The following is an 18,984-nucleotide window of genomic DNA, read 5'->3' as shown; positions in this document are numbered from 1 at the left end:
TCCGACCGTTCTTTGCGTGCACGACAGTTCCTGACGCAGTGTCAGTTCAGTAATCTGACAGTGCGTCAGTTAATTGTGCTGTCACGACTGTCACACAGGAGCGGGCGGACCGATGCTTGGATCAACCCACGGCACCCTCACCACCGACTCCCGCCGGGCCCGGGTCATCGCCTGCGGTGAGCAACCCGGCCCCGCCGTCCACGGAAGGCCCGCCGACGTCGACGATCTCGATGTCGGCGGGCGGCCGTTGTACGCCGGCGTACCCGACCTGGACCGTTTCTTCCGCCCCGAGACGGTCGCCGTGATCGGCGCCTCGGACGCGGAGGGACGCCCGAACACGGGCATCACCCGCCAACTCATGGCCTGGGCCGACCGGGTGGGGGCGCGCCTGCATCCGGTGCATCCCACCCGTACGACGGTCTTCGGCGTCCCCTGCTTCCCCTCCGTCCCCGATCTCCCCGAACAGGTCGACCTGGCCGTGGTGCTGGTGGCCGACCCGCTCCCCGTGATCGAGCAACTGGCAGAGGCCAAGGTGAAGTTCGCGGTCGCCTTCGCGTCCGGCTTCGCGGAGACGGGCGAGGAGGGCGCACTGGCGCAGGAGCAACTCGCCGCCGCCGTAGGCCGGTCCGGGCTCCGTCTGCTCGGCCCGAACACCAACCTCAACGCCTTCGAGAACTTCCGCGAGGACCTCGACGGCCCCGCGATCGCCCTCATCACCCAGTCGGGCCACCAGGGCCGCCCGGTCTTCGCCCTGCAGGAGCTCGGCATCCGCCTCTCCCACTGGGCACCCACCGGCAACGAGGCCGATCTGGAGACGGCCGACTTCATCTCCTACTTCGCCGAACGCCCCGAAGTCGGCGCCATCGCCTGCTACTTGGAGGGCCTCAAGGACGGCCGCGCCTTCCTCCTCGCCGCCGACCGCGCCGCCCGCCGCAAGGTGCCCGTCGTCGCGGTGAAGGTCGGCCGCACCGAGACCGGGGCCCGCACCGCCGCCTCCCACACCGGCAAACTCACCGGCGCGGACACGGTGGTGGACGCGGCGATGCGCCAGTACGGCGTGCTCCGCGTCGACGGCCTCGACGAACTCCAGGACACCGCGAGCCTGTTGGCGCGGGCGAAGGCTCCCGTCGCCGACGGGGTCGTCGTGTACTCGATCTCCGGCGGAACGGGCGCCCACTTCGCCGACCTGGCGAGCGAGGCGGGACTGCACCTGCCACAGCTGTCCACGGCCAAGCAGGCCGAACTGCACGAGTGGATACCGCCGTACCTGAGCGTGGCGAACCCGGTGGACAACGGCGGTCACCCGGTGGGCGACTGGCGCGGCCGGAGGATCATCGACGCGATCCTCGACGACCCGGAGGTGGGCGTACTGGTGTGCCCGATCACGGGCCCCTTCCCGCCGCTGAGCGACAAGCTGGTCGAGGACCTCGTCGCCGCGGCCGAACGCACCGACAAGCTGGTGTGCGTGGTGTGGGGTTCACCGGTCGGCACCGAACCGGCGTACCGGGAAGTCCTGTTGGGCTCCTCCCGGGTGGCCACCTTCCGCACGGTCGGCAACTGCATCACGGCGCTGCGCGCCTACTTCTCCCACCACCGCTTCGTCCGCGCCTACCGGTCCCCCTTCGACGAGGCCCCCCGCGCCCTCTCCCCCTCCTTCCGCAAGGCCCAGGCCCTGATGCGCCCGGGTCAGCAGCTGAGCGAGCACGCGGCGAAACAACTGCTGCGAGCCTACGGCATCCGGGTGCCCCGCGAGCAGCTGGTGACCAGCGCGGCGGCGGCCGTACGGGCGGCGGGGCTGGTGGGCTACCCGGTGGTGATGAAGGCGTCGGGCGGCCAGATAGCGCACAAGACGGAACTGGGCCTGGTAAAGGTCGGACTGACCTCGGCCAGCCAAGTCCGGGACGCCTACCGCGAGTTGACGGACATCGCCCGCTACGAGGACGTGACCCTGGACGGTGTGCTGGTCTGCCAGATGGTCGAGCGGGGCGTCGAGATGGTGGTCGGCGTCACCCAGGACGACCTGTTCGGGCCGACGGTGACGGTCGGCCTTGGCGGGGTGCTGGTCGAGGTGTTGCGGGACGTGGCGGTACGTGTGCCACCGTTCGGGGAGGACCAGGCGGGCGCGATGCTCGGCGAGCTGCGCGGCCGTCCCCTGCTCGACGGGGTACGGGGGCGCCCTCCGGCGGACCTGGACGCGCTGGTGGAGGTGATCCTGCGGGTGCAGCGCATGGCCCTCGAACTGGGCGACGTGCTCTCCGAGTTGGACATCAACCCGCTGATGGTGCTGCCCCGGGGGCAGGGCGCGGTGGCCCTGGACGCGCTGGCGGTTTGCCGATGACCGGGCCGACGTCGGAGATCACGCACACCGTCACGGACGGCGTCACGTACCTCACCCTCAACCGTCCCGAGACTCTCAACGCCCTCACCCCGCCCCAACGGGACCAGTTGATCGCCCTGTTGGCCGAGGCGTCGGCCGACCCTTCCGTACGGGCGGTGGTCCTCACCGGCACCGGGCGGGGCTTCTGCGCGGGCGCGGACCTGAGGGGAGGCGGGACGGCGACCGCCGAACGGGTGGCCGGGGACGTGGCCCGCACGATCCGCCTGGGCGCGCAACGTCTGATCGCAGCCGTCCTGGACTGCGAGAAACCGGTGATCGCCGCGGTGAACGGCACGGCGGCGGGCCTGGGCGCGCACCTGGCTCTCGCCTGCGACCTCGTCCTGGCCGCGGAGTCGGCGCGCTTCATCGAGGTGTTCGTACGCCGGGGCCTGGTCCCGGACGGCGGCGGCGCCTATCTGCTCCCCCGCCTGATCGGCCCGCAACGGGCGAAGGAGCTGATGTTCTTCGGCGACGCCCTGACCGCCACGGACGCGGAACGCCTCGGCCTCGTCAACCGGGTGGTGCCGGACGGGGAGCTGGAGAAGACGACCCGCGAGTGGGCGCGGCGCCTGGCAACCGGCCCGACCCGCGCCCTCGCCCTCACCAAGCAGCTCGTCAACGCCTCCCTGGACAGCGACCGGACGTCGGCGTTCGCGGCGGAGGCGGCGGCCCAGGAGATCAACATGACGACGGAGGACGCGAGGGAGGGCGTGGCGAGCTTCGTGGAGCGGCGGAGTCCGGAGTACCGGGGGCGCTGACGCCCACACCGGAGGCCTTGGTCTCTACGCTGTGTCGATGCTGTCGTACGAGGAAATGACCCCGCCCGAACGGGAGTTGTGGAACGCCTTCCCCGAAGGCCGCCTGGTGGACCTGCGCGTGGGCGCACCGGACGAGAACGATCCTGCGGAAGGACCGGGCTGGGGACCCGAGCGCACGCTTCGGGCCGCTGTCGTGACGGCACTGGCGCGGGGAGCCAACACCGCACCGCCGGGGGCGGTCACCGCGCTGCGGGTCATCGGCGCGCGGATCACCGGTCGGCTCGACCTGGCCGGCGCGGAGATCGGGCACCTGTTGCGGTTCGAGGGCTGCTGGTTCGAGGAGGGGCCGAGTCTCGACGGAGCCGCCACCCGGACGATCGGGTTCGTCGGCTGCCAAGTCCCCGGCATCGACGCCGCGTTGGCCTCCGTCGAGGGCACCCTCGACCTGAGGCGTTCGGTTCTGCACGGCAGGCTCTCGCTCATGCGGGCGCGGATCGCGGGCGAACTGCAGCTGGGCGGGGCGGTGTTGTCGGACCCGGAGGGCTGGGCGCTGTTCGCCGGAGGTCTGGTCATGGAGGGTGGGGTCTTCTGCCGTCGGGGATTCACGGCCCACGGGGGCATACGCCTGCTGGGGGCCCACCTGCCCGGCGGCCTGTTCATGGAGGGCGCCAGACTGGACAACCCCGACGGCCCGGCGCTCCTCGCGGACAACGCCGTGGCCCAGACCCTGGTCTTCTCGCAGGGGTTCACCGCCACCGGGACCGTGCAGCTGCGCGGCGCCCAGATATCCGATCAACTCACCTTCGACGGCGCCTTTTTGAGCGGCGCGGACATGGCCCTGGACTGTTCGCGGATGCGGGCGGGGGAGCTCCACTTCACGCCCGCCGCAGCCCCGTCCGGTGCGGTGGACCTGCGCGGGGCCCACGTCTCGGTCCTGCACGACGGCGAGAACAGCTGGCCGGGCGTCGTACGGCTTCAGGGTTTCGACTACGTCTCCATCCAGTCCGAGGACGGTCTGCGGGGGTATGACGTGGCCCGCCGCGTCGAGTGGGTCCGCCGCGAGCCCGGCTACGCCCCGCAGCCCTACGAGCAGTTGGCGAGCTGGTACCGGCAGGTCGGCCACGAGGACGACGCCCGCAAGGTGCTGCTGGCCAAGCAGCGCCACCGTCGCGGCACTCTGCATCCGGCGGGACGGGTGTGGGGACAGCTGCTCGACGCCCTGGTCGGCTACGGCTACCGCCCCTGGCTGGCCGGAGTGTGGATCCTGGCGCTGACCGCCCTCGGCACGGCCGTCTTCGGCGGCGAGACGCCGAAGCCGGTCCAGACCGGCCAGGGCCCGTCGTTCAACGCCTTCGTCTACACCCTCGACCTGCTGATCCCGATCGGCGGCCTCGGCCAGCGCACCGCCTGGTACTGGCCGGACGGCAGCCTCTCGCAATGGCTCTCCTACACCCTGATCGCGGCCGGCTGGCTGCTGACGACGGCGGTCGTCGCGGGCGTGACACGGTCGTTGAACAAGAGCTGAACAAGAACCGGGACCCCCGCCGACGTGGTCGGCGGGGGTCCCGGGGGTGCCGGGAGTGCGGCGCTCGTCAGTCCAACAGGCCGTCGTAGTCGGGCAGCTTGTACGTCGTGTCGGCGTAACCGCCCGTCAGGTCCGTCGTGTTGTTGCCGATGTTGGCGACGATGTCGTATCCGTTCGCCTCGATCGCCTTGCGCTGGGAGGTCTTGAAGTCGGCGACGCTCTCGCTCGCGATGTCGATGAGCGTGCGGGTGTAGAGGCCGTCGACGGTGTAACCGACGTTCGTCAGGTTGTACTTGGTGGCCACGTCGATCAGGTTGGTGCGGGCGCTGACGAAGAAGACGCTGACCCCCTTGGCGTGCGCGTCCTTGGCCAGGGCGAGTACCGGTGCGGTGGCCGGGGTGGGGTAGCCGCCCTCGAAGTAGGACGCCAGCGAGGTGTTGTCGATGTCGAGGACGATCGCCAGCCTGGCGCCCGAGGTGTTGGCGGCGGCGCGGGAGTCGACGTAGGTCTGCGCGGGGCCGGTGACGGCGGCGACGTCGGACAGCCACTGGGACTCGGTGACGGTCGAGTCGGCGGCCTGCGCGGGCAGGGCGGCGGCGAGGGTCAGGGCGAGGCCGGCCACGGCGGCAACTGCGGTGCCGCGTGCGGTGAGACGGTTCATCGGGTGGATGCTCCTCGGGGTCGCGGCGGCCACCGGTTCCGTACCGGCGGCGGTCGTTGCGGAACTCTGCTGCGGGCGGGTGTGCGGGGAGTGACTCAGGGAGGTCCGTGCGGCGTCGTAACTCCCATGTTCTTCCCGGGAGTCTGTGAACGAGCTGTCGGAACCCCCCGGCGCCCCGCACCCCTTCCTATCTGATGACCCGTCAGCTTCAATGGGTGGTGTGATGGGACACGCAGGAGCGGCCGCCGCCGCCGTCCGCTACCTCAGGTCGTCCGGAGGCGCTCCGGCCGCGCAGCCTGTCGAGGCGCTGCCGCGGCCGGAGCTCCGGTGCGTCGCGGACGACGAGCGCGCACCGGTCGAGCACGGCGAATTCCGGCGCGTACTGGGCCACTTCGCGACCGGCGTGACGGTGATCACCGCCCCCGCGGCGGCCGGCGAACCCGGCCCCGCCGGCTTCGCCTGCCAGTCGTTCTCCGCGCTCTCCCTCGACCCGCCGCTCGTCGTCTTCATGGTCGGCCGTACGTCCACGACCTGGCCCCGCATCGCCCGCGCCGGCGTCTTCTGCGTCAACGTACTCGGCGCCCACCAGGGCGAGTTGTGCCGCGGCTTCGCGGCCAGCGGCACCGACAAGTTCGCGGGCGTCCCGTACGACGCGTCCCCGGTCTCCCGCTCCCCACGGCTCACCGGCGCCGCCGCCTGGATCGACTGCACGATCCACGCGGTGCACACCGGGGGCGACCATCTGATCGTGGTGGGCCGGGTGGACGGGCTGGGTGTCATGGGGAACGGCGACGATGCGCCCCTGCTGTTCCACCGGGGCCGGTTCCTCTGAGCGTCGCCAGGACAGAAGCCGGCCGATCACCAATAGGCCAGAAGCTGACCCAACCTGCCCCTAGCGTCGCCCCGACACCTGGCAGCGACGAAGGGGCACCCGATGACCGACCGACAGCACACCCACACTCACACCCGTGCCAATGCCACTCCGGAGGGCTACACCACCGTCGCGCCATGGGTCGTCACCGACGACACCGGAGCCTTTCTCAACTTCGTCGCGGCGGCGTTCGGCGGGGAGGAGCTCGGGCGGGTGGTGACCGAGAGCGGGTCGATCGGGCACGGGGAGATCCGAGTCGGGGACACCGTCGTGCCGGCCTTCGACCGAAGCGCGGACTGGCCCGTGCTGCCGAGCCTGCTGCGCGTGTTCGTGCCGGACGCGGACGAGGCGTTCGCCCGGGCCGTCGACGCCGGCGCCCAGGTCGTCACCCCCCTCGCGAACCACGCCTTCGGACAGCGTGGCGGCCGGGTCAAGGATCCCTTCGGCAACATCTGGTGGGTGGTCGCCCAGGTGGAACACGTTCCCGAGACCGAGATGTGGGAACGGCTGCGGCAACCCGAGTACGCCGAGGCCATGCGCATCGCCCAGGAGACCTTCGACGCCGAACTCAGCGGCCGGGGCCAGGGACGCAGCAGCGCGCCCGTGCGGACGACGACCGGGTGACGGAGCGGAGCAACCGGCTGACGGACCGGGACAGACACGGACCGAAACAGACGCGTGTCCCGGCGTCCCAGGGCCGACCGGACACCCGGGCCGACCGGGCCCCGGGGCCGGCAAGTCGCCTTTCGGACCACGACGGCATGCTGGTGGCCTCGCACGACGGAAGCAGGCCGACACCGTCCGGTCGACGGCGGCGGCCACACCCGCCTCCCGCCGGGCGACCCGTCACCCGTCCCTAGTCGGACGCCGGCACGAACACCGTCTGTGAGACGGCCGACTGGAAGTTGTCGTCGGCGTCGAAGACCGCGCGGTAGTAGCCGGCGGCACTCTGGTCGAGGTCCGCGGCGAAATCGTTGCCGTCACCGCCCCAGGAGGCCTCGACCGTGGTGAGCGTCGTCCAGTTCACGCCGTCGGGCGAGTACTGGAGACGGACGTAGATCCAGGCGGGCGTCCATCCGTCGGGGAAGTCGATGAGCCCCTCGGCGTGGACCTGCCCCGGGCCGGATCGGGCGGCCGTGAAGGCCGTGAACTTCGACGCCCGGTGCACATGGACGGTGTCGCTCGTACCGGTCCCGGCCTGGAGGAACGGATCGTCCGAGGTGTCCAGGGCGAACTGGAAGTGGCCGCCCTGCCAGGGCGTGTACTCCATGGTGAAGGTGCCGTCGCCGGCCGTGGTGAAGCGGCCCACCAAATCGGTCTGCGCGTCGTCGGGGCCGAACAGGACACCGCCCGGGCGTCCGGCCAGCGGCACCCAGCCGTCCGCGGTCTTCTGCTCGACCTTGACGTTCACCGTGACCGGCCGACCGAGGTCGACGTCGGTCGCACTCACCGTGGACGTGAACCGGGTGGGGATCTGGTCGACACCGATCTGCACGGGCTCGGACTCCCCGTACAGGACCGCCGGTGTGCCACCGTCCATACCGAAGACGGCCTGGACGGGCGCGGCGTAGTCGAGTCGCACCGACGCGGTGAAATGCCCAGAGGCGTCGGTGGTCACCGTGGTCTGCGTCAGGTAGTCGACATTGATCTCGACCTGGCGTGCCGCGAGCGGCCTGACCTGGCGGGTCGGCCAGCGACCGTACAGCGTGCCCTCCACCCGCACATCACGGTGTTCCCGGTCGATGGCGGTGCGGTCGACGGCAAGCGCGCCGAACTTCGCCACGACGTAGTAGGCGAAGTCCCCCGCGGACTGCCGCAGCACATGAGCGCCGTCGGCGTCCGTCACCTCCACGTCGACGCGATAGGAGCCGAACTCGGGCAGCTTCAGTGGCTTCTTGGTGCGCCAGGTACCGTCCTGACGGGTGCCGGAGAAGAGCCGGAAGTCCTTGGTCCCGATCTCGGCGACCTCGGTCTGCGAGGTGTACGAGACCAGGTGTGCCGTGATGCCCGTGATGCCGGCCGAGGACCGGGCACCGATCTGCAGGGTCCCCAGGTCGTCCGACACACTCGTCGCGAACATGACCTCCGGCGGATCCGCGGCGTGCGCCGCCGTCACACCTCCCATGCCGAGCGCGGCGGCCGCGACGGCCACCGTGATCCATCTGCGCAGTCTCTGCAACACCACTGCCGATCCCCACCCCTGACGCGTTTCGGAACGGCGGGGGTCAGTTCCGGACCGCCCGCCCGGCCATCCGGCCATCCGGGTCTTTATACCGATCACCCAGCACGGACGCGCAGCAATTAGGCGCGGGCGGGAGCTTCGGAGGACTCGGCCAAGTAGGCCTGGGCCGAGCGGAGTTGGTACGGCTCCGGTGCCGGGTCCGCCGTTACATCGCCAACGCCGCCGCAGGTGTCAAGCCCCGCCGCCGGATGACCAGCGCCATCAGCGCCGCCACCGCGCACAGCGCCCCGGACACGTACCAGACCATGTCGTACGAGCCGAACGCGTCCCGTGCGACCCCGCCCAGGAAGGCGACGAGCGCCGCGCCGATCTGGTGCGAGGCGAGCACCCAGCCGAAGACGATCGCGCTGTCCTCGCCGTACTGCTCGCGGCACAGGGCGAGGGTCGGAGGGACGGTGGCGACCCAGTCGAGGCCGTAGAAGACGATGAAGAAGAGCATGGGCGGGTGGACCGTCGGCGCCAGCAGCATGGGGAGGAAGAGGAGGGAGATGCCGCGCAGGGCGTAGTAGACGGCGAGCAGTCGGCGGGGTTCGAAGCGGTCGGTGAACCAGCCGGAGGCGATCGTGCCGACCACGTCGAAGACGCCGATCACCGCGAGCAGCGAGGCCGCGGCCGTGATGGGCATGCCGTGGTCGTGGGCCGCGGGCACGAAGTGGGTCTGGATCAGGCCGTTGGTGGAGGCGCCGCAGATCGCGAAGGTGCCGGCCAGCAGCCAGAACGGGCCGGTGCGGACCGCCTTGAACAGGACGGTGACCGTGCGGCGGGCCGCGCCCTGCACCGGTTCCGGCTTGGGGACGAACTCGGTCGCGCCGTACGGCTTCGCGCCCACGTCCGCCGGGTGGTCGCGCAGCAGCAGCCACACGAAGGGGACGACCGCGAGCGCCGCGAGGGAGACGGTCACGGCCGCCGGGCGCCAGCTGTGCTCCTCGACTATCCAGGACAGCAGCGGCAGGAAGATCAGCTGGCCGGAGGCCGAGGCGGCGGTGAGGATGCCGGTGACCAGCCCCTTCCGTTCGGTGAACCAGCGGTTGGTGACCGTCGCGGCGAAGGCCAGCGCCATCGAACCGCTGCCCAGACCGACCAACAGGCCCCAGCACAGCAGGAGTTGCCAGGGGGCGGTCATCCACACCGTCAGGCCGGAGCCGAGCGCGATCACGGTCAGCGCGACGGCGACGACGCGCCGGATGCCGAAGCGGTCCATCAGCGCCGCCGCGAAGGGGGCCGTCAGTCCGTACAGCGCGAGGTTGATGGAGGCCGCGGCCCCGATCGTGCCGCGCGACCAGCCGAACTCCTGGTGCAGCGGATCGATCAGCAGGCCCGGCAGCGAACGGAAGGCCGCCGCGCCGATGATCGTCACGAAGGTGACGGCGGCGACGAACCAGGCGCGGTGGATGCGGGTGCGCCGGGCGGGCGTGGCCTCGTTCACGGCTGTGGTCGGTTCGGTTGTCTGGGTCACGCCATACAGCTTCCGGCCTGCGGCCGGTCCGATCCATTGGCCCGGGGGACAGCATTCGCTAGGATCGGGCCATACAATCGGGTCATGGCCACAGCCACAGCTGCCACCTCCGACGGTTTCCGCCCGCACCGCGTAGTCGTGCTCGCCCTCGACGGACTGCTCCCCTTCGAGCTGGGCATTCCGCACCGGATCTTCGGCCGCCCCAGGGACGCCGAGGGGCGGCTGCTGTACGAGGTCGTCACCTGCTCGGTCCGGCCACCGGGCCCCGTCGACACCGACGCCGACTTCGCCGTCCAGGTCCCGAACGGCCCGGAGGCGCTGGCCACCGCCGACACCGTGATCGTCCCGGCGTCGTACGAACTCGGCCCGGTCTTCGAGAAGGGTGTCCTCACCCCCGAACTCGCCGCCGCCTTCGCCCACATCCGCCCCGGCACCCGCCTCGCGTCCATCTGCACGGGCGTCTACGTCCTCGCCGCCGCAGGTCTCCTCGACGGGCGCCCGGCGACCACGCACTGGGCGGACGCCGAGCGCTTCCAGCGGCTCTTCCCGCGGATCGAGGTCGACGCGGACGTGCTGTTCATCGACGACGGCGACGTCCTGACCTCGGCGGGTGTCGCGGCCGGGATCGATCTGTGCCTGCACATGGTCCGCCGGGACTTCGGCACGGCGGTCGCCAACGACGTGGCCCGCCGCACGGTCGTACCGCCGCACCGCGACGGCGGGCAGGCGCAGTACATCCACCGCCCGGTCCCCGACCCGCAGTTGGCGACCACGACCGCCGCCCGCGCCTGGGCGCTGGGCCGGCTGCACGAACCGATCCAGCTGCGCGACATGGCGGAGCAGGAGGCGATGTCCGTGCGCACCTTCACCCGCCGCTTCCGCGAGGAGGTCGGGGTCAGCCCCGGCCAGTGGCTCACCCAGCAGCGTGTCGAACGCGCCCGGCACCTGCTGGAGTCCACCGACCTGTCCATGGACCAGGTGGCCACGGACGCGGGCTTCGGCACCGCCCAGTCGATGCGCCAGCATCTGCAGGCGGCGCTCGGAGTCACTCCGACGGCATACCGCCGCACGTTCCGCACGGGCACCGCCGGCAGGTCCGAGGGCAACGGGTCCAGGAGCTACGGCGGTGTCGGCGCCGCACCCTGAACCCGCGCCCCGGGCATCTCGCCCCCTTGCCGGTCAGCCCGCGACGATGCCCTCCCCGCCGACGGCGCCCGGCACCACGACCGAGCCGATCCCGGTGAGCGACCCGTTCTTGTCGACGCGGAACTCGTCGACGATGCCCTTGATTCCGGTCTGGACGTACAGGTACCGGCCGTCCGAGGAGGCCGCCGCGTCCACCGTGCCGGCGTCGGTGGCGGTGTTGCCCAGCGCCGTCAACTTGCCCTGGGGGCCCACCCGGTAGCCGGACACCGTGCCGCTGGCGGCGTTGGAGACATACACGTTGCCTGCGGCGGTGACCGCCCAGCAGGTGGCGGTCTGGCCGGTCGCGACCGTGCCCTTCGCGGTCAGTGCGCCGTCACGGGCGACGGCGAAGGTGCCCACCGAGTTCGTCCCGGCCTCCGTCACATGGATCCGTCCGGCGGAGTCGAAGTCGAAGCCGAACGGCACGGCCCCCGGCAGCAAGGTCACCACGGGCTGCGCGGAAGGCCCGCCGTACCGGCCGACCGGGAAGACGTCGATGCTCTGTCCGGCGGCCTTGGTGGTGACCACGAGCTTGGAACCGTCGGGCGTGAAGGAGATCTGTCCTACGGCCGAAGCGGCCGTGCCCAGGCCGAGTTCGCGGTGCCAGGCCGGGACCCCGACCAGCCGCTCGCCGTTCCGCACGAAGCCCTGTATCGAACCGCCGCCGAGCGCGTTGGCGACGTAGACCCGGTCGCCGTGGAAGGTGACGCCGACCGGGAACTGCCCGCCGCTGGAGATCTCCTGGACGCGGCGCAGGTGGGTGCCGTGCACGGCGAAGACGGTCACGGTGTCGCTGCCCGCATTGACGGCGTAGAGCAGCTGGTTGTGCCGGTCGTAGGCGAGCGACCCCTGCGAGGCCAGGTGGTCGGCGACGGTGCCGGCCAGGACTCCGCCCTTGCCCCCGGTGCGGTAGACGCCCTTCTGGCCGAGGGTGCCGTCGGCGGCACGCTCATAGGCGACCACGGAGTTGGCGGTCGTGTCGTCGGTCTGCACGAACACCGTCGAACTGCCTTGGTGCGCACGGGAGTCGGAGCCGCGGTGCCCGTCGGCGGCACTGGCGGCGGGGGCGGCGAAGAGGGCCGCGGCGGCGAGCGCGACGGCGCCCGTACCCGCCGTGCGGGCGATCCGGACGGCGCGGGAGGCACGGGCCTTGGCGAGAGCCATGTGTGGGTACTCCTCTTACGGAAAACGGCATGCGGAACGAACGCGGAGCGCGGGATCAGGAGCCGGCGGAGCGACTCGCGCTCACTGCCGGACGGCTGTAACGCTAGCCCGCGACCGCAGTACACAAGCGGACAAAAAGCACGCCGTGGCCCGACGTCCGAGCTTCGTAAGAATCACCGTCAACTCCGCTTCGAGGCACCTGACTTCGCCGCCGACCGCACTACGGCGACATCGACACCCCGCGCCACCCGGCCCGCGCGCCGCACCTCACCCCACCACCCGGTCACGGTCAGCAGCGCGGTCAGGACCGCCCCCGCCAGAATCGCCGTCGACGGCGCCGCGACCTTGAGCAGCGCCCCGGCCAGCGACCCCGTCGCCGCGTAACCCGCGCCCGCCGCCGCGTACATGACCGAGTAACCGGCGGCCAGGGCGCCGGGCGGCAGCACCTCGCGCAGAGACAGGTTGCGGGTGATCATCGCGCCCGACTGGAGCGTGCCGCCCGCGACGAGCGCGACCGCGATCACGGGCGTGGCCGGTATCAGCGCGGCGAGAACCACGCAGGCCGAGGTCCCGAGGGTCAGCACCAGGCTGCGGGTGCGCAGCAGTCCCGGCCAGCCGCGCAGGCCGTGGACGAACGCGCCGAGGCCGCCGCCCACCGCCATCCCGGTCAGCAGCGGACCGGACCAGCCGACACCGATGCCGCGCTGTTCGAGCAGGGCGGGCAGGACAAGTTCCGACAGCCCGAGGACGGCGAGACTGGCCGCGCCGGTGACGTAGACCGGCCAGGCACCGACCAGCACCCGGAGCACCGGAGCGCCGGCCCCGTCCGCCCCGTCCGCCCCGCCCGCGTCCCAGCCCGCCGGCAGCAGCCACAGCCCCCCGACCGAGGACGCCATCAGACCGGCCGCGAGCAGCAGCGGAACGCGCGCCGCGACGCCGAGCGCCAGCCCGGCCACGGCGGCCGGGGAGAGCGCCCAGACCACCGCCATGAGTATCGACTCGACGGACAGTGCCTGCGCCACGGACCGCTCCGGCACCAGTGAACCGAGCAGGGTGCGCAGCGCACCGGTCGCGGCGGCCGGCGCGGCCCCGGCGAGACAGGCGAACCCGGCGAGGACGACGGGATGCGCGCCCGGGAACATCCCGAGCCCCAGGAAGCCCGCCGCGCCGAGCACGAGCCCGGCCGCCAGCTGCCCCCGGGGCCGCTCCGGCCGCAGCCGCATCCCGAGCACCGGGGCGCCGACGATCTCCCCGAGGACGTACGCCGCCGCGATGACCGCGCCCAGCGAGTAACCGCCGGGCCGCTCCCGCACCAGGAAGACCAGGGCGAGCGGGGCCATGGCCACGGGCATACGGGCGCCGATGGCGGTGCAGGCCCAGGTCAGGACCTGTCGGGAGACGACGTCGCGGTAGGTCATGCAGGCACGCTACGGTCCGGGACCGACAACGCCCCACGGGATTTCCCCACCTGTGGACAACTCCCGTCGTGCACCCGTCACGCACCCGCCGGGACACGAGAGCCCCGGACCGTCAGAAGGTCAGAACGCCCCGGGCCACCCGCCCCGCCTCCGCGTCCGCCGCCGCCTTCTCGAAGTCCTCGACGGGATAGGTCTCGGTCACCAACTCGTCGAGCATCAGCCGCCCTTCGCGGTACAGCCGGGCGTACAGGGCGATGTCCCGCTGCGGCCGGGAGGATCCGTACCGGCATCCGAGGATGGACTTGTCCAGGTACATGGACGAGACGAGGAAGGACGCCTCGGCGGTGGCCGCGGGCACCCCCAGCAGAATGGCCTGCCCGTGCCGGTCCAGCAGATCGACGGCCTGCCGGATCAGCTCCACCCGCCCCACGCACTCAAACGCGTGATCGGCCCCGTTCGGCAGAATCTCCCGCACGCCGTCCGTCGAGGTGAGGAAGTGCGTGGCGCCGAACTGTCGTGCCACGCCCTCCTTCGCGGGGTTCGCGTCGACGGCGACGATCGTCGACGCCCCGGCGATCCGCGCCCCTTGAATGACATTGAGCCCGATCCCCCCGGTCCCGATGACGACGACGCTCTCCCCCCGGTCGACCCGCGCCCGGTTCAGCACGGCGCCGACCCCCGTCAGCACCCCGCACCCGATGAGCGCGGCGGACGGCATCGGAATGTCCTTCGGTATCCGCACGGCCTGCACGGCCTTGACCACGGTCCGTTCGGCGAAGGCGGAGTTGGAGGCGAACTGGTGGACCGGCTGCCCACCCCGCGTGAACGGCTTCCCCGGCCGTCCGATGGCCTGCCGGCACATGGTCGGCCGCCCCCGGTCGCACTCGGCGCAGGTCCCGCAGTTGGCGAGCGTGGACAGGGCCACATGGTCTCCGGGCGCCACATGGGTGACGCCCACACCCACGGCCTCCACCACTCCCGCACCCTCATGCCCCAACACCACAGGAACGGGGAAAGGTATGGTCCCGTCGACAACGGACAGATCGCTGTGACACAGCCCGGCCGCCGAAATGGCGACCAGCACTTCCCCCGCCCCGGGCTCCCGCACCTCCAGATCCCCCACGACCTGGATCTGCTTGCCGTCGAAGACCACACCGCGCATCAGACGACCCCCTTGGGTTCCCTGGGCAGACCGAGCACCCGCTCGGCGATGATCGTGCGCTGAACCTGGTCCGAGCCGCCGTAGATCGTGTCGGCCCGCGAGAAGAGGAACAGGTGCTGGAACAGGTCGAGTTCGTACGACAGCGACGGCGACCAGTCCACCGGCCCCACCGCCGCCCCGGCCCCCCGCACCGACATCGCCAGCTCCCCGAGCCGCTGATGCCACCCGCCCCACAACAGCTTGGCCACACTGGGCGCCCCGGCGTCCCCGGCCCGCCCCAGCGTCCGCAGGGCGTTCCACCGCATGGTCCGCAACTCGGCCCACTGCCGCACGAGTCGATCGCGTACGACGGGATCGAGCACGGCACCCGAAGCGACGGCGGCCTCGACGACCCGCCCCAACTCCCGTGCGAACCCGACCTGTTGGGCAAGGGTGGACACCCCCCGCTCGAACCCGAGCAGACTCATGGCGACACCCCAGCCCCCACCCTCACCCCCCACGAGATGCTCGCTCCGCGCCGACGCCCCGTCGAAGAACACCTCGTTGAACTCGCTGGTCCCGGTCAGCTGCCGGATGGGCCGCACCTCGATACGCCCCGGCTGATCCATGGGCACCAGCAGAAAACTCAGCCCGTGATGCCGCCGCGACCCCGCCTCGGTCCGCGCCAGCACAAAACACCAGTCGGCCTCATGGGCGAGCGAGGTCCAGATCTTCTGCCCGCTGATCCGATACCCGTCCGCCTCCCGTACGGCCACGGTCCGCACCCCGGCCAGATCGGACCCCGCCCCTGGCTCGCTGTACCCCTGACACCACAACTCGTCCCCGGCGGCAATGGCAGGCAGGAAGCGGGACTTCTGCGCGTCGGTGCCGTGTGCGATGAGGGTGGGGGCGAGCAGGTTCTCACCTATGTGCCCGGACCGGGGCGGGGCGGCCGACCGCGCGTACTCCTCGGCCCAGGCGACCTGTTGAGTGAGCGTGGCGCTGCGATTCCCGTACCCGGATTCGGGCCAACCCAGCCCGATCCACCCGCTCTTGCCGAGAGTGCGTTCCCAAGCCCGCCGATCCTGGCCACTTTCGGCATGCGCAGAAAGCCAGGCCCGAGCTTCCACCCGAAACTCTTCGTCCTCACCAGCGAATCCAAAATCCACAGGGGCTCCTAAAAACACCGCTCAGGTTTCCCACCCAAGGGGCGCGGGGAACTGCGCGACCAGCCCCGACGCACCCGCAACACAACGCACCGCCCCACTAGGCGTTGGGCCGGCTCCCCTCCCGCGCAGCCCTCTCCATCTCCTGCAACCGAGAAAGCATCGGCATCGGATCCACCCCCACAGACCCCGGCAGAAACTCCGCGATCCTTTCAGCCGTCCATCCGCCGGAGGCGTATGCCGCCCGCAGCTCCCGAGGCTGTGCCCACACCGCGATCTTCGGCCCGGCAACGGTATAGACCTGCCCGGTGATCCCGACCTCCCGAGCCGAATCCGACAGCAGATAGACGACCAGCGCCGCCACGTCCTCCGGCGACCCGATCTCCGCCAACTCCATGGGAACGTTCGCCGACATCCGCGTACGAGCGACAGGCGCCACCGCGTTGGCGGTCACCCCGTACTTGTTCAGGCCCAGCGCGGCGCTCCGCACCAGCGAGATGATCCCGCCCTTGGCCGCGCTGTAATTGGCCTGCGAGACCGATCCTTGATGATTCCCGCTGGTGAACCCGATCAACGTCCCGCCCCGCTGTTTCCGCATGACGGCCGACGCAGCCCGAAAGACGGTGAACGTCCCCTTCAAATGTGTGGCGAGAACGGGATCCCACTCTTCCTCGGACATGTTGAAGAGCATCCGCTCCCGCAGAATCCCGGCAACACACACCACACCGTCGAGCCGCCCGTACGAGGACATCGCGGCATCCACAACGCGCTGCCCACCGGCCATCGTGGAAATGTCGTCGGCGACGGCGACGGCCTCGCCCCCCGCCGCCTCGATCTCCTTGACCACACCCTCGGCTATCTCGCTCGTCGGTGACGCGCCGTCCATCGAGACGCCGTAGTCGTTGACGACGACCCGCGCCCCCTCGGCCGCCGCGGCGAGCGCGACCGCCCGGCCGATGCCCCGGCCCGCGCCCGTGACGGCGACGACCTTGCCTGCCAAGAAGTTCCCCATGTCCGGCCCCTCCCGCAGTTTCTGACGGTCCGTTAGATTCGAATCAGATTCTACGACCCGTCAGATGCCTGAGGACAAGCCCCGGGGAGGCCCCGATGTCACTGCCGACGTCACCGCCATCACTTGGTCCGGAGTTCCACGACATCGCCAAGCGCGTGAACAACTGGGGCCGTTGGGGACCGGACGACGAGATCGGCACCCTGAACCTGATCACCGACGAGGTGGTCCGGGCGGCAGCCACCGAGATCCGGACCGGCCGCCGCATCCCGCTCGCCCTCCCTCTCCAGCACGACGGCGTCCAGACGGGGATGATCCCGGGCAGGGTCAACCCGCTGCACGCGATGGTGCAGATCAACCAGGAGCTCTTCGGCCCGGGGACGGTCGCATGCAGCGACGACGCGGTGACAATGGGGCTGCAGGCGGGCACGCACTGGGACGCGCTGACCCATGTCTCGCACTCGGGGAAGGTCTACAACGGCCGCCCGGCCGGCACCGTGACCGCGCACGGGGGCGCCGAGTTCAGCGGTATCGACAAGGCGCGGCACATCGTCTCGCGCGGGATCCTGCTCGACGTGGCACGAGCGCGGGGCGTCGACCGGCTGGCGGGCGGGCACGCGGTCACCCCGGAGGACCTGGAGGCGGCCGAGGAATTCGCGGGCGCACAAGTCCGCGCGGGCGACATCGTGCTCGTAAGGACCGGGCAGGTGCAGGTGTATCTGGCCGGCGACAAGCAGGGGTACGGCTATCCGTCCCCCGGTCTTTCGGTCCGTACGCCGGAGTGGTTCCACGCGCGGGATGTCGCGGCGGTCGCCGACGACACCCTCACCTTCGAGATATTTCCGCCGGAGATCGAGGACTTGTGGCTGCCGGTGCACGCCCTCGACCTGGTCGAGATGGGGATGCTGCAGGGGCAGAACTGGAATCTCGAAGAGTTGTCCACAGCTTGTGGACAAGAGAACCGCTTCACGTTCTTCCTGTCGGCGATGCCCGAACCTTTCGTGGGCGCCACGGGAACCCCGGTGGCCCCCATCGCCATCCTCTAAGACAGTCCGGTTTTGACGAGGGCCGGACTTACGGTCGGATGGCGGCGCGCTGCTGCCCGCCCCGAGCACGGCACCGCGCTGCCGCCATCCGACTCCGGCGTACCCGTCCCGGCCCCCGGCCCCGAGGGAACCCACGCCGAACACGACCCACACTCGCCGAGGGCCCCCGTCACCGAAGCCCTCGTCGTCCCCTCGCGGCGAATCGCTGCCCATAAGCGTGACCAAACGGTCACGTCGCGTCAACGCCCATCCGAGGATTTGTTCCTTAAGAACCAATTTGCCGCAGGGCGCGCGCGGAAGCACGGCCCGGCGCATCTCCGCCCGGCACTTGCAGACAGCACCTACACGACTTCGTACGCGAAACCCTCGAAGCCCCCGTACGCCGTGACACCGCCCCCGAACGCGGCGGCCGCGTCCCGGGGTTGACTGCCCCGGTCCAGCTCGCACCAGATGCGCTTGCCGGTGCCCTCCGCGCTCCAGCCCCAGCGGTCGGCGAGGCCGTCCACCAGCGCCAGTCCGCGACCGCCGGTCTCGTCACCGTCCGCGCAACGCGGCACGGGGGCCGTACAGCTGGTGTCGGCGACCTCAAGACGGACCGTGGCCGACTCGTCCGCCTCGTCCGGCAGGGAGAGCCGCAGCACGGCCGGACAGCCGGTGTGCACCACCGCGTTGGTGACGAGCTCGGAGACGAGCAGGATCAGCGTCTCCGCCAGCGGTTCGTCTGCTCCTATCCCGGACCCGGCGAGCCGGGAGCGCGCCCATCTCCTGGCCCGCCCCACCTCTGCGGGGTCGGGCCGGATCTCCAGCTGCACTTGAAGCACCTGCACCGCTCACACCATCCGAACCGGCGGACACATAGCCTCGCGCCTCACGAGGGCCACGATCGTAGCCATTTTCTGCATGGCCAGAACAACGACCGGAGCCAGGGTCACGGAACGTGAATCCCTTGCGAGACAGCATGATTG

At 71.1% G+C, this 18,984-nt stretch carries 16 protein-coding genes; 7 read left to right on the top strand and 9 right to left on the bottom strand.

All coding sequences use genetic code 11. The annotated features are described in order from the left end of the window. Positions 1-112: 112 nt before the first annotated feature. From AB0I51_RS04960 to AB0I51_RS04950, 3 genes are read left to right on the top strand one after another with little or no spacing between them, the layout of a single operon-like run. Positions 113-2,338 carry an acetate--CoA ligase family protein gene (locus tag AB0I51_RS04960; RefSeq protein ID WP_362971492.1) on the top strand — a complete coding sequence of 742 codons (2,226 nt, stop codon included), beginning with the start codon at positions 113-115 and terminating at the stop codon, positions 2,336-2,338. Further along, on the top strand, positions 2,335-3,135 hold the full coding sequence (locus AB0I51_RS04955) for an enoyl-CoA hydratase-related protein (protein ID WP_362971490.1): 801 nt from the start codon (positions 2,335-2,337) through the stop codon (positions 3,133-3,135). The genes AB0I51_RS04960 and AB0I51_RS04955 overlap by 4 nt, the downstream gene beginning before the upstream one ends. 37 nt (positions 3,136-3,172) lie before the next feature. After that, positions 3,173-4,660 carry an oxidoreductase gene (locus AB0I51_RS04950; protein ID WP_362971488.1) on the top strand — a complete coding sequence of 496 codons (1,488 nt, stop codon included), beginning with the start codon at positions 3,173-3,175 and terminating at the stop codon, positions 4,658-4,660. Between the two features lie 67 nt (positions 4,661-4,727). Here AB0I51_RS04950 and AB0I51_RS04945 read toward each other — a convergent pair whose 3' ends face one another. Continuing rightward, positions 4,728-5,321: an HAD family acid phosphatase gene (locus tag AB0I51_RS04945; protein WP_362971486.1), complete on the bottom strand. Its 594-nt coding sequence runs from the start codon at positions 5,319-5,321 to the stop codon at positions 4,728-4,730. A 223-nt stretch (positions 5,322-5,544) separates the two neighbouring features. Between AB0I51_RS04945 and AB0I51_RS04940 the strand changes: the two genes are divergently transcribed. Both AB0I51_RS04940 and AB0I51_RS04935 read left to right on the top strand, forming a co-directional pair. Continuing rightward, the gene (locus AB0I51_RS04940) at positions 5,545-6,153 is read left to right on the top strand and encodes a flavin reductase family protein (protein WP_362971484.1); all 609 of its coding nucleotides are present in this window, start codon (positions 5,545-5,547) and stop codon (positions 6,151-6,153) included. 102 nt (positions 6,154-6,255) lie between these two features. Beyond that, a complete protein-coding gene (locus tag AB0I51_RS04935; RefSeq protein WP_362971482.1) occupies positions 6,256-6,816 on the top strand; it encodes a VOC family protein in 561 nt (186 codons plus the stop codon). A 232-nt stretch (positions 6,817-7,048) separates the two neighbouring features. Here AB0I51_RS04935 and AB0I51_RS04930 read toward each other — a convergent pair whose 3' ends face one another. Continuing rightward, complete coding sequence (locus tag AB0I51_RS04930) at positions 7,049-8,377, bottom strand: hypothetical protein (RefSeq protein ID WP_362971480.1); 1,329 nt, start codon at positions 8,375-8,377, stop codon at positions 7,049-7,051. Between the two features lie 202 nt (positions 8,378-8,579). After that, complete coding sequence (locus AB0I51_RS04925; protein ID WP_362971478.1) at positions 8,580-9,890, bottom strand: MFS transporter; 1,311 nt, start codon at positions 9,888-9,890, stop codon at positions 8,580-8,582. 84 nt (positions 9,891-9,974) lie between these two features. Here AB0I51_RS04925 and AB0I51_RS04920 point away from each other — a divergent pair, with 84 nt between their 5' ends. Next, on the top strand, positions 9,975-11,036 hold the full coding sequence (locus tag AB0I51_RS04920; RefSeq protein ID WP_362971476.1) for a helix-turn-helix domain-containing protein: 1,062 nt from the start codon (positions 9,975-9,977) through the stop codon (positions 11,034-11,036). Between the two features lie 33 nt (positions 11,037-11,069). Here the strand turns inward: AB0I51_RS04920 and AB0I51_RS04915 are convergent, their stop codons facing one another. From AB0I51_RS04915 to AB0I51_RS04895, 5 genes are all read right to left on the bottom strand, one after another. Next, positions 11,070-12,239, bottom strand: coding sequence for a beta-propeller fold lactonase family protein (locus tag AB0I51_RS04915; RefSeq protein WP_362971474.1), 1,170 nt, complete (start codon positions 12,237-12,239; stop codon positions 11,070-11,072). Between the two features lie 179 nt (positions 12,240-12,418). After that, positions 12,419-13,657 (bottom strand): MFS transporter, encoded by a 1,239-nt coding sequence (locus AB0I51_RS04910; RefSeq protein WP_362971472.1) that lies wholly within the window; start codon positions 13,655-13,657, stop codon positions 12,419-12,421. Positions 13,658-13,769: 112 nt separating this feature from the next. Then, on the bottom strand, positions 13,770-14,819 hold the full coding sequence (locus AB0I51_RS04905; protein ID WP_362971470.1) for a Zn-dependent alcohol dehydrogenase: 1,050 nt from the start codon (positions 14,817-14,819) through the stop codon (positions 13,770-13,772). After that, positions 14,819-15,967 carry an acyl-CoA dehydrogenase family protein gene (locus tag AB0I51_RS04900; protein WP_362971468.1) on the bottom strand — a complete coding sequence of 383 codons (1,149 nt, stop codon included), beginning with the start codon at positions 15,965-15,967 and terminating at the stop codon, positions 14,819-14,821. The genes AB0I51_RS04905 and AB0I51_RS04900 overlap by 1 nt, the downstream gene beginning before the upstream one ends. Positions 15,968-16,064: 97 nt before the next feature. Then, entirely contained in the window at positions 16,065-16,976 is a 912-nt protein-coding gene (locus AB0I51_RS04895; protein WP_362971466.1) for an SDR family oxidoreductase, read from the bottom strand. 95 nt (positions 16,977-17,071) lie between these two features. Here AB0I51_RS04895 and AB0I51_RS04890 point away from each other — a divergent pair, with 95 nt between their 5' ends. Then, positions 17,072-18,019 (top strand): cyclase family protein, encoded by a 948-nt coding sequence (locus AB0I51_RS04890; protein WP_362971464.1) that lies wholly within the window; start codon positions 17,072-17,074, stop codon positions 18,017-18,019. A 341-nt stretch (positions 18,020-18,360) separates the two neighbouring features. Here the strand turns inward: AB0I51_RS04890 and AB0I51_RS04885 are convergent, their stop codons facing one another. After that, positions 18,361-18,831, bottom strand: coding sequence for an ATP-binding protein (locus tag AB0I51_RS04885; protein ID WP_362971892.1), 471 nt, complete (start codon positions 18,829-18,831; stop codon positions 18,361-18,363). Positions 18,832-18,984: the final 153 nt, after the last annotated feature.

The sequence above is a fragment of the Streptomyces sp. NPDC050549 genome (assembly GCF_040655035.1).
Taxonomy (GTDB): Bacteria; Actinomycetota; Actinomycetes; order Streptomycetales; family Streptomycetaceae; genus Streptomyces.
This window is presented reverse-complemented; position numbering and strand designations above follow the sequence as displayed.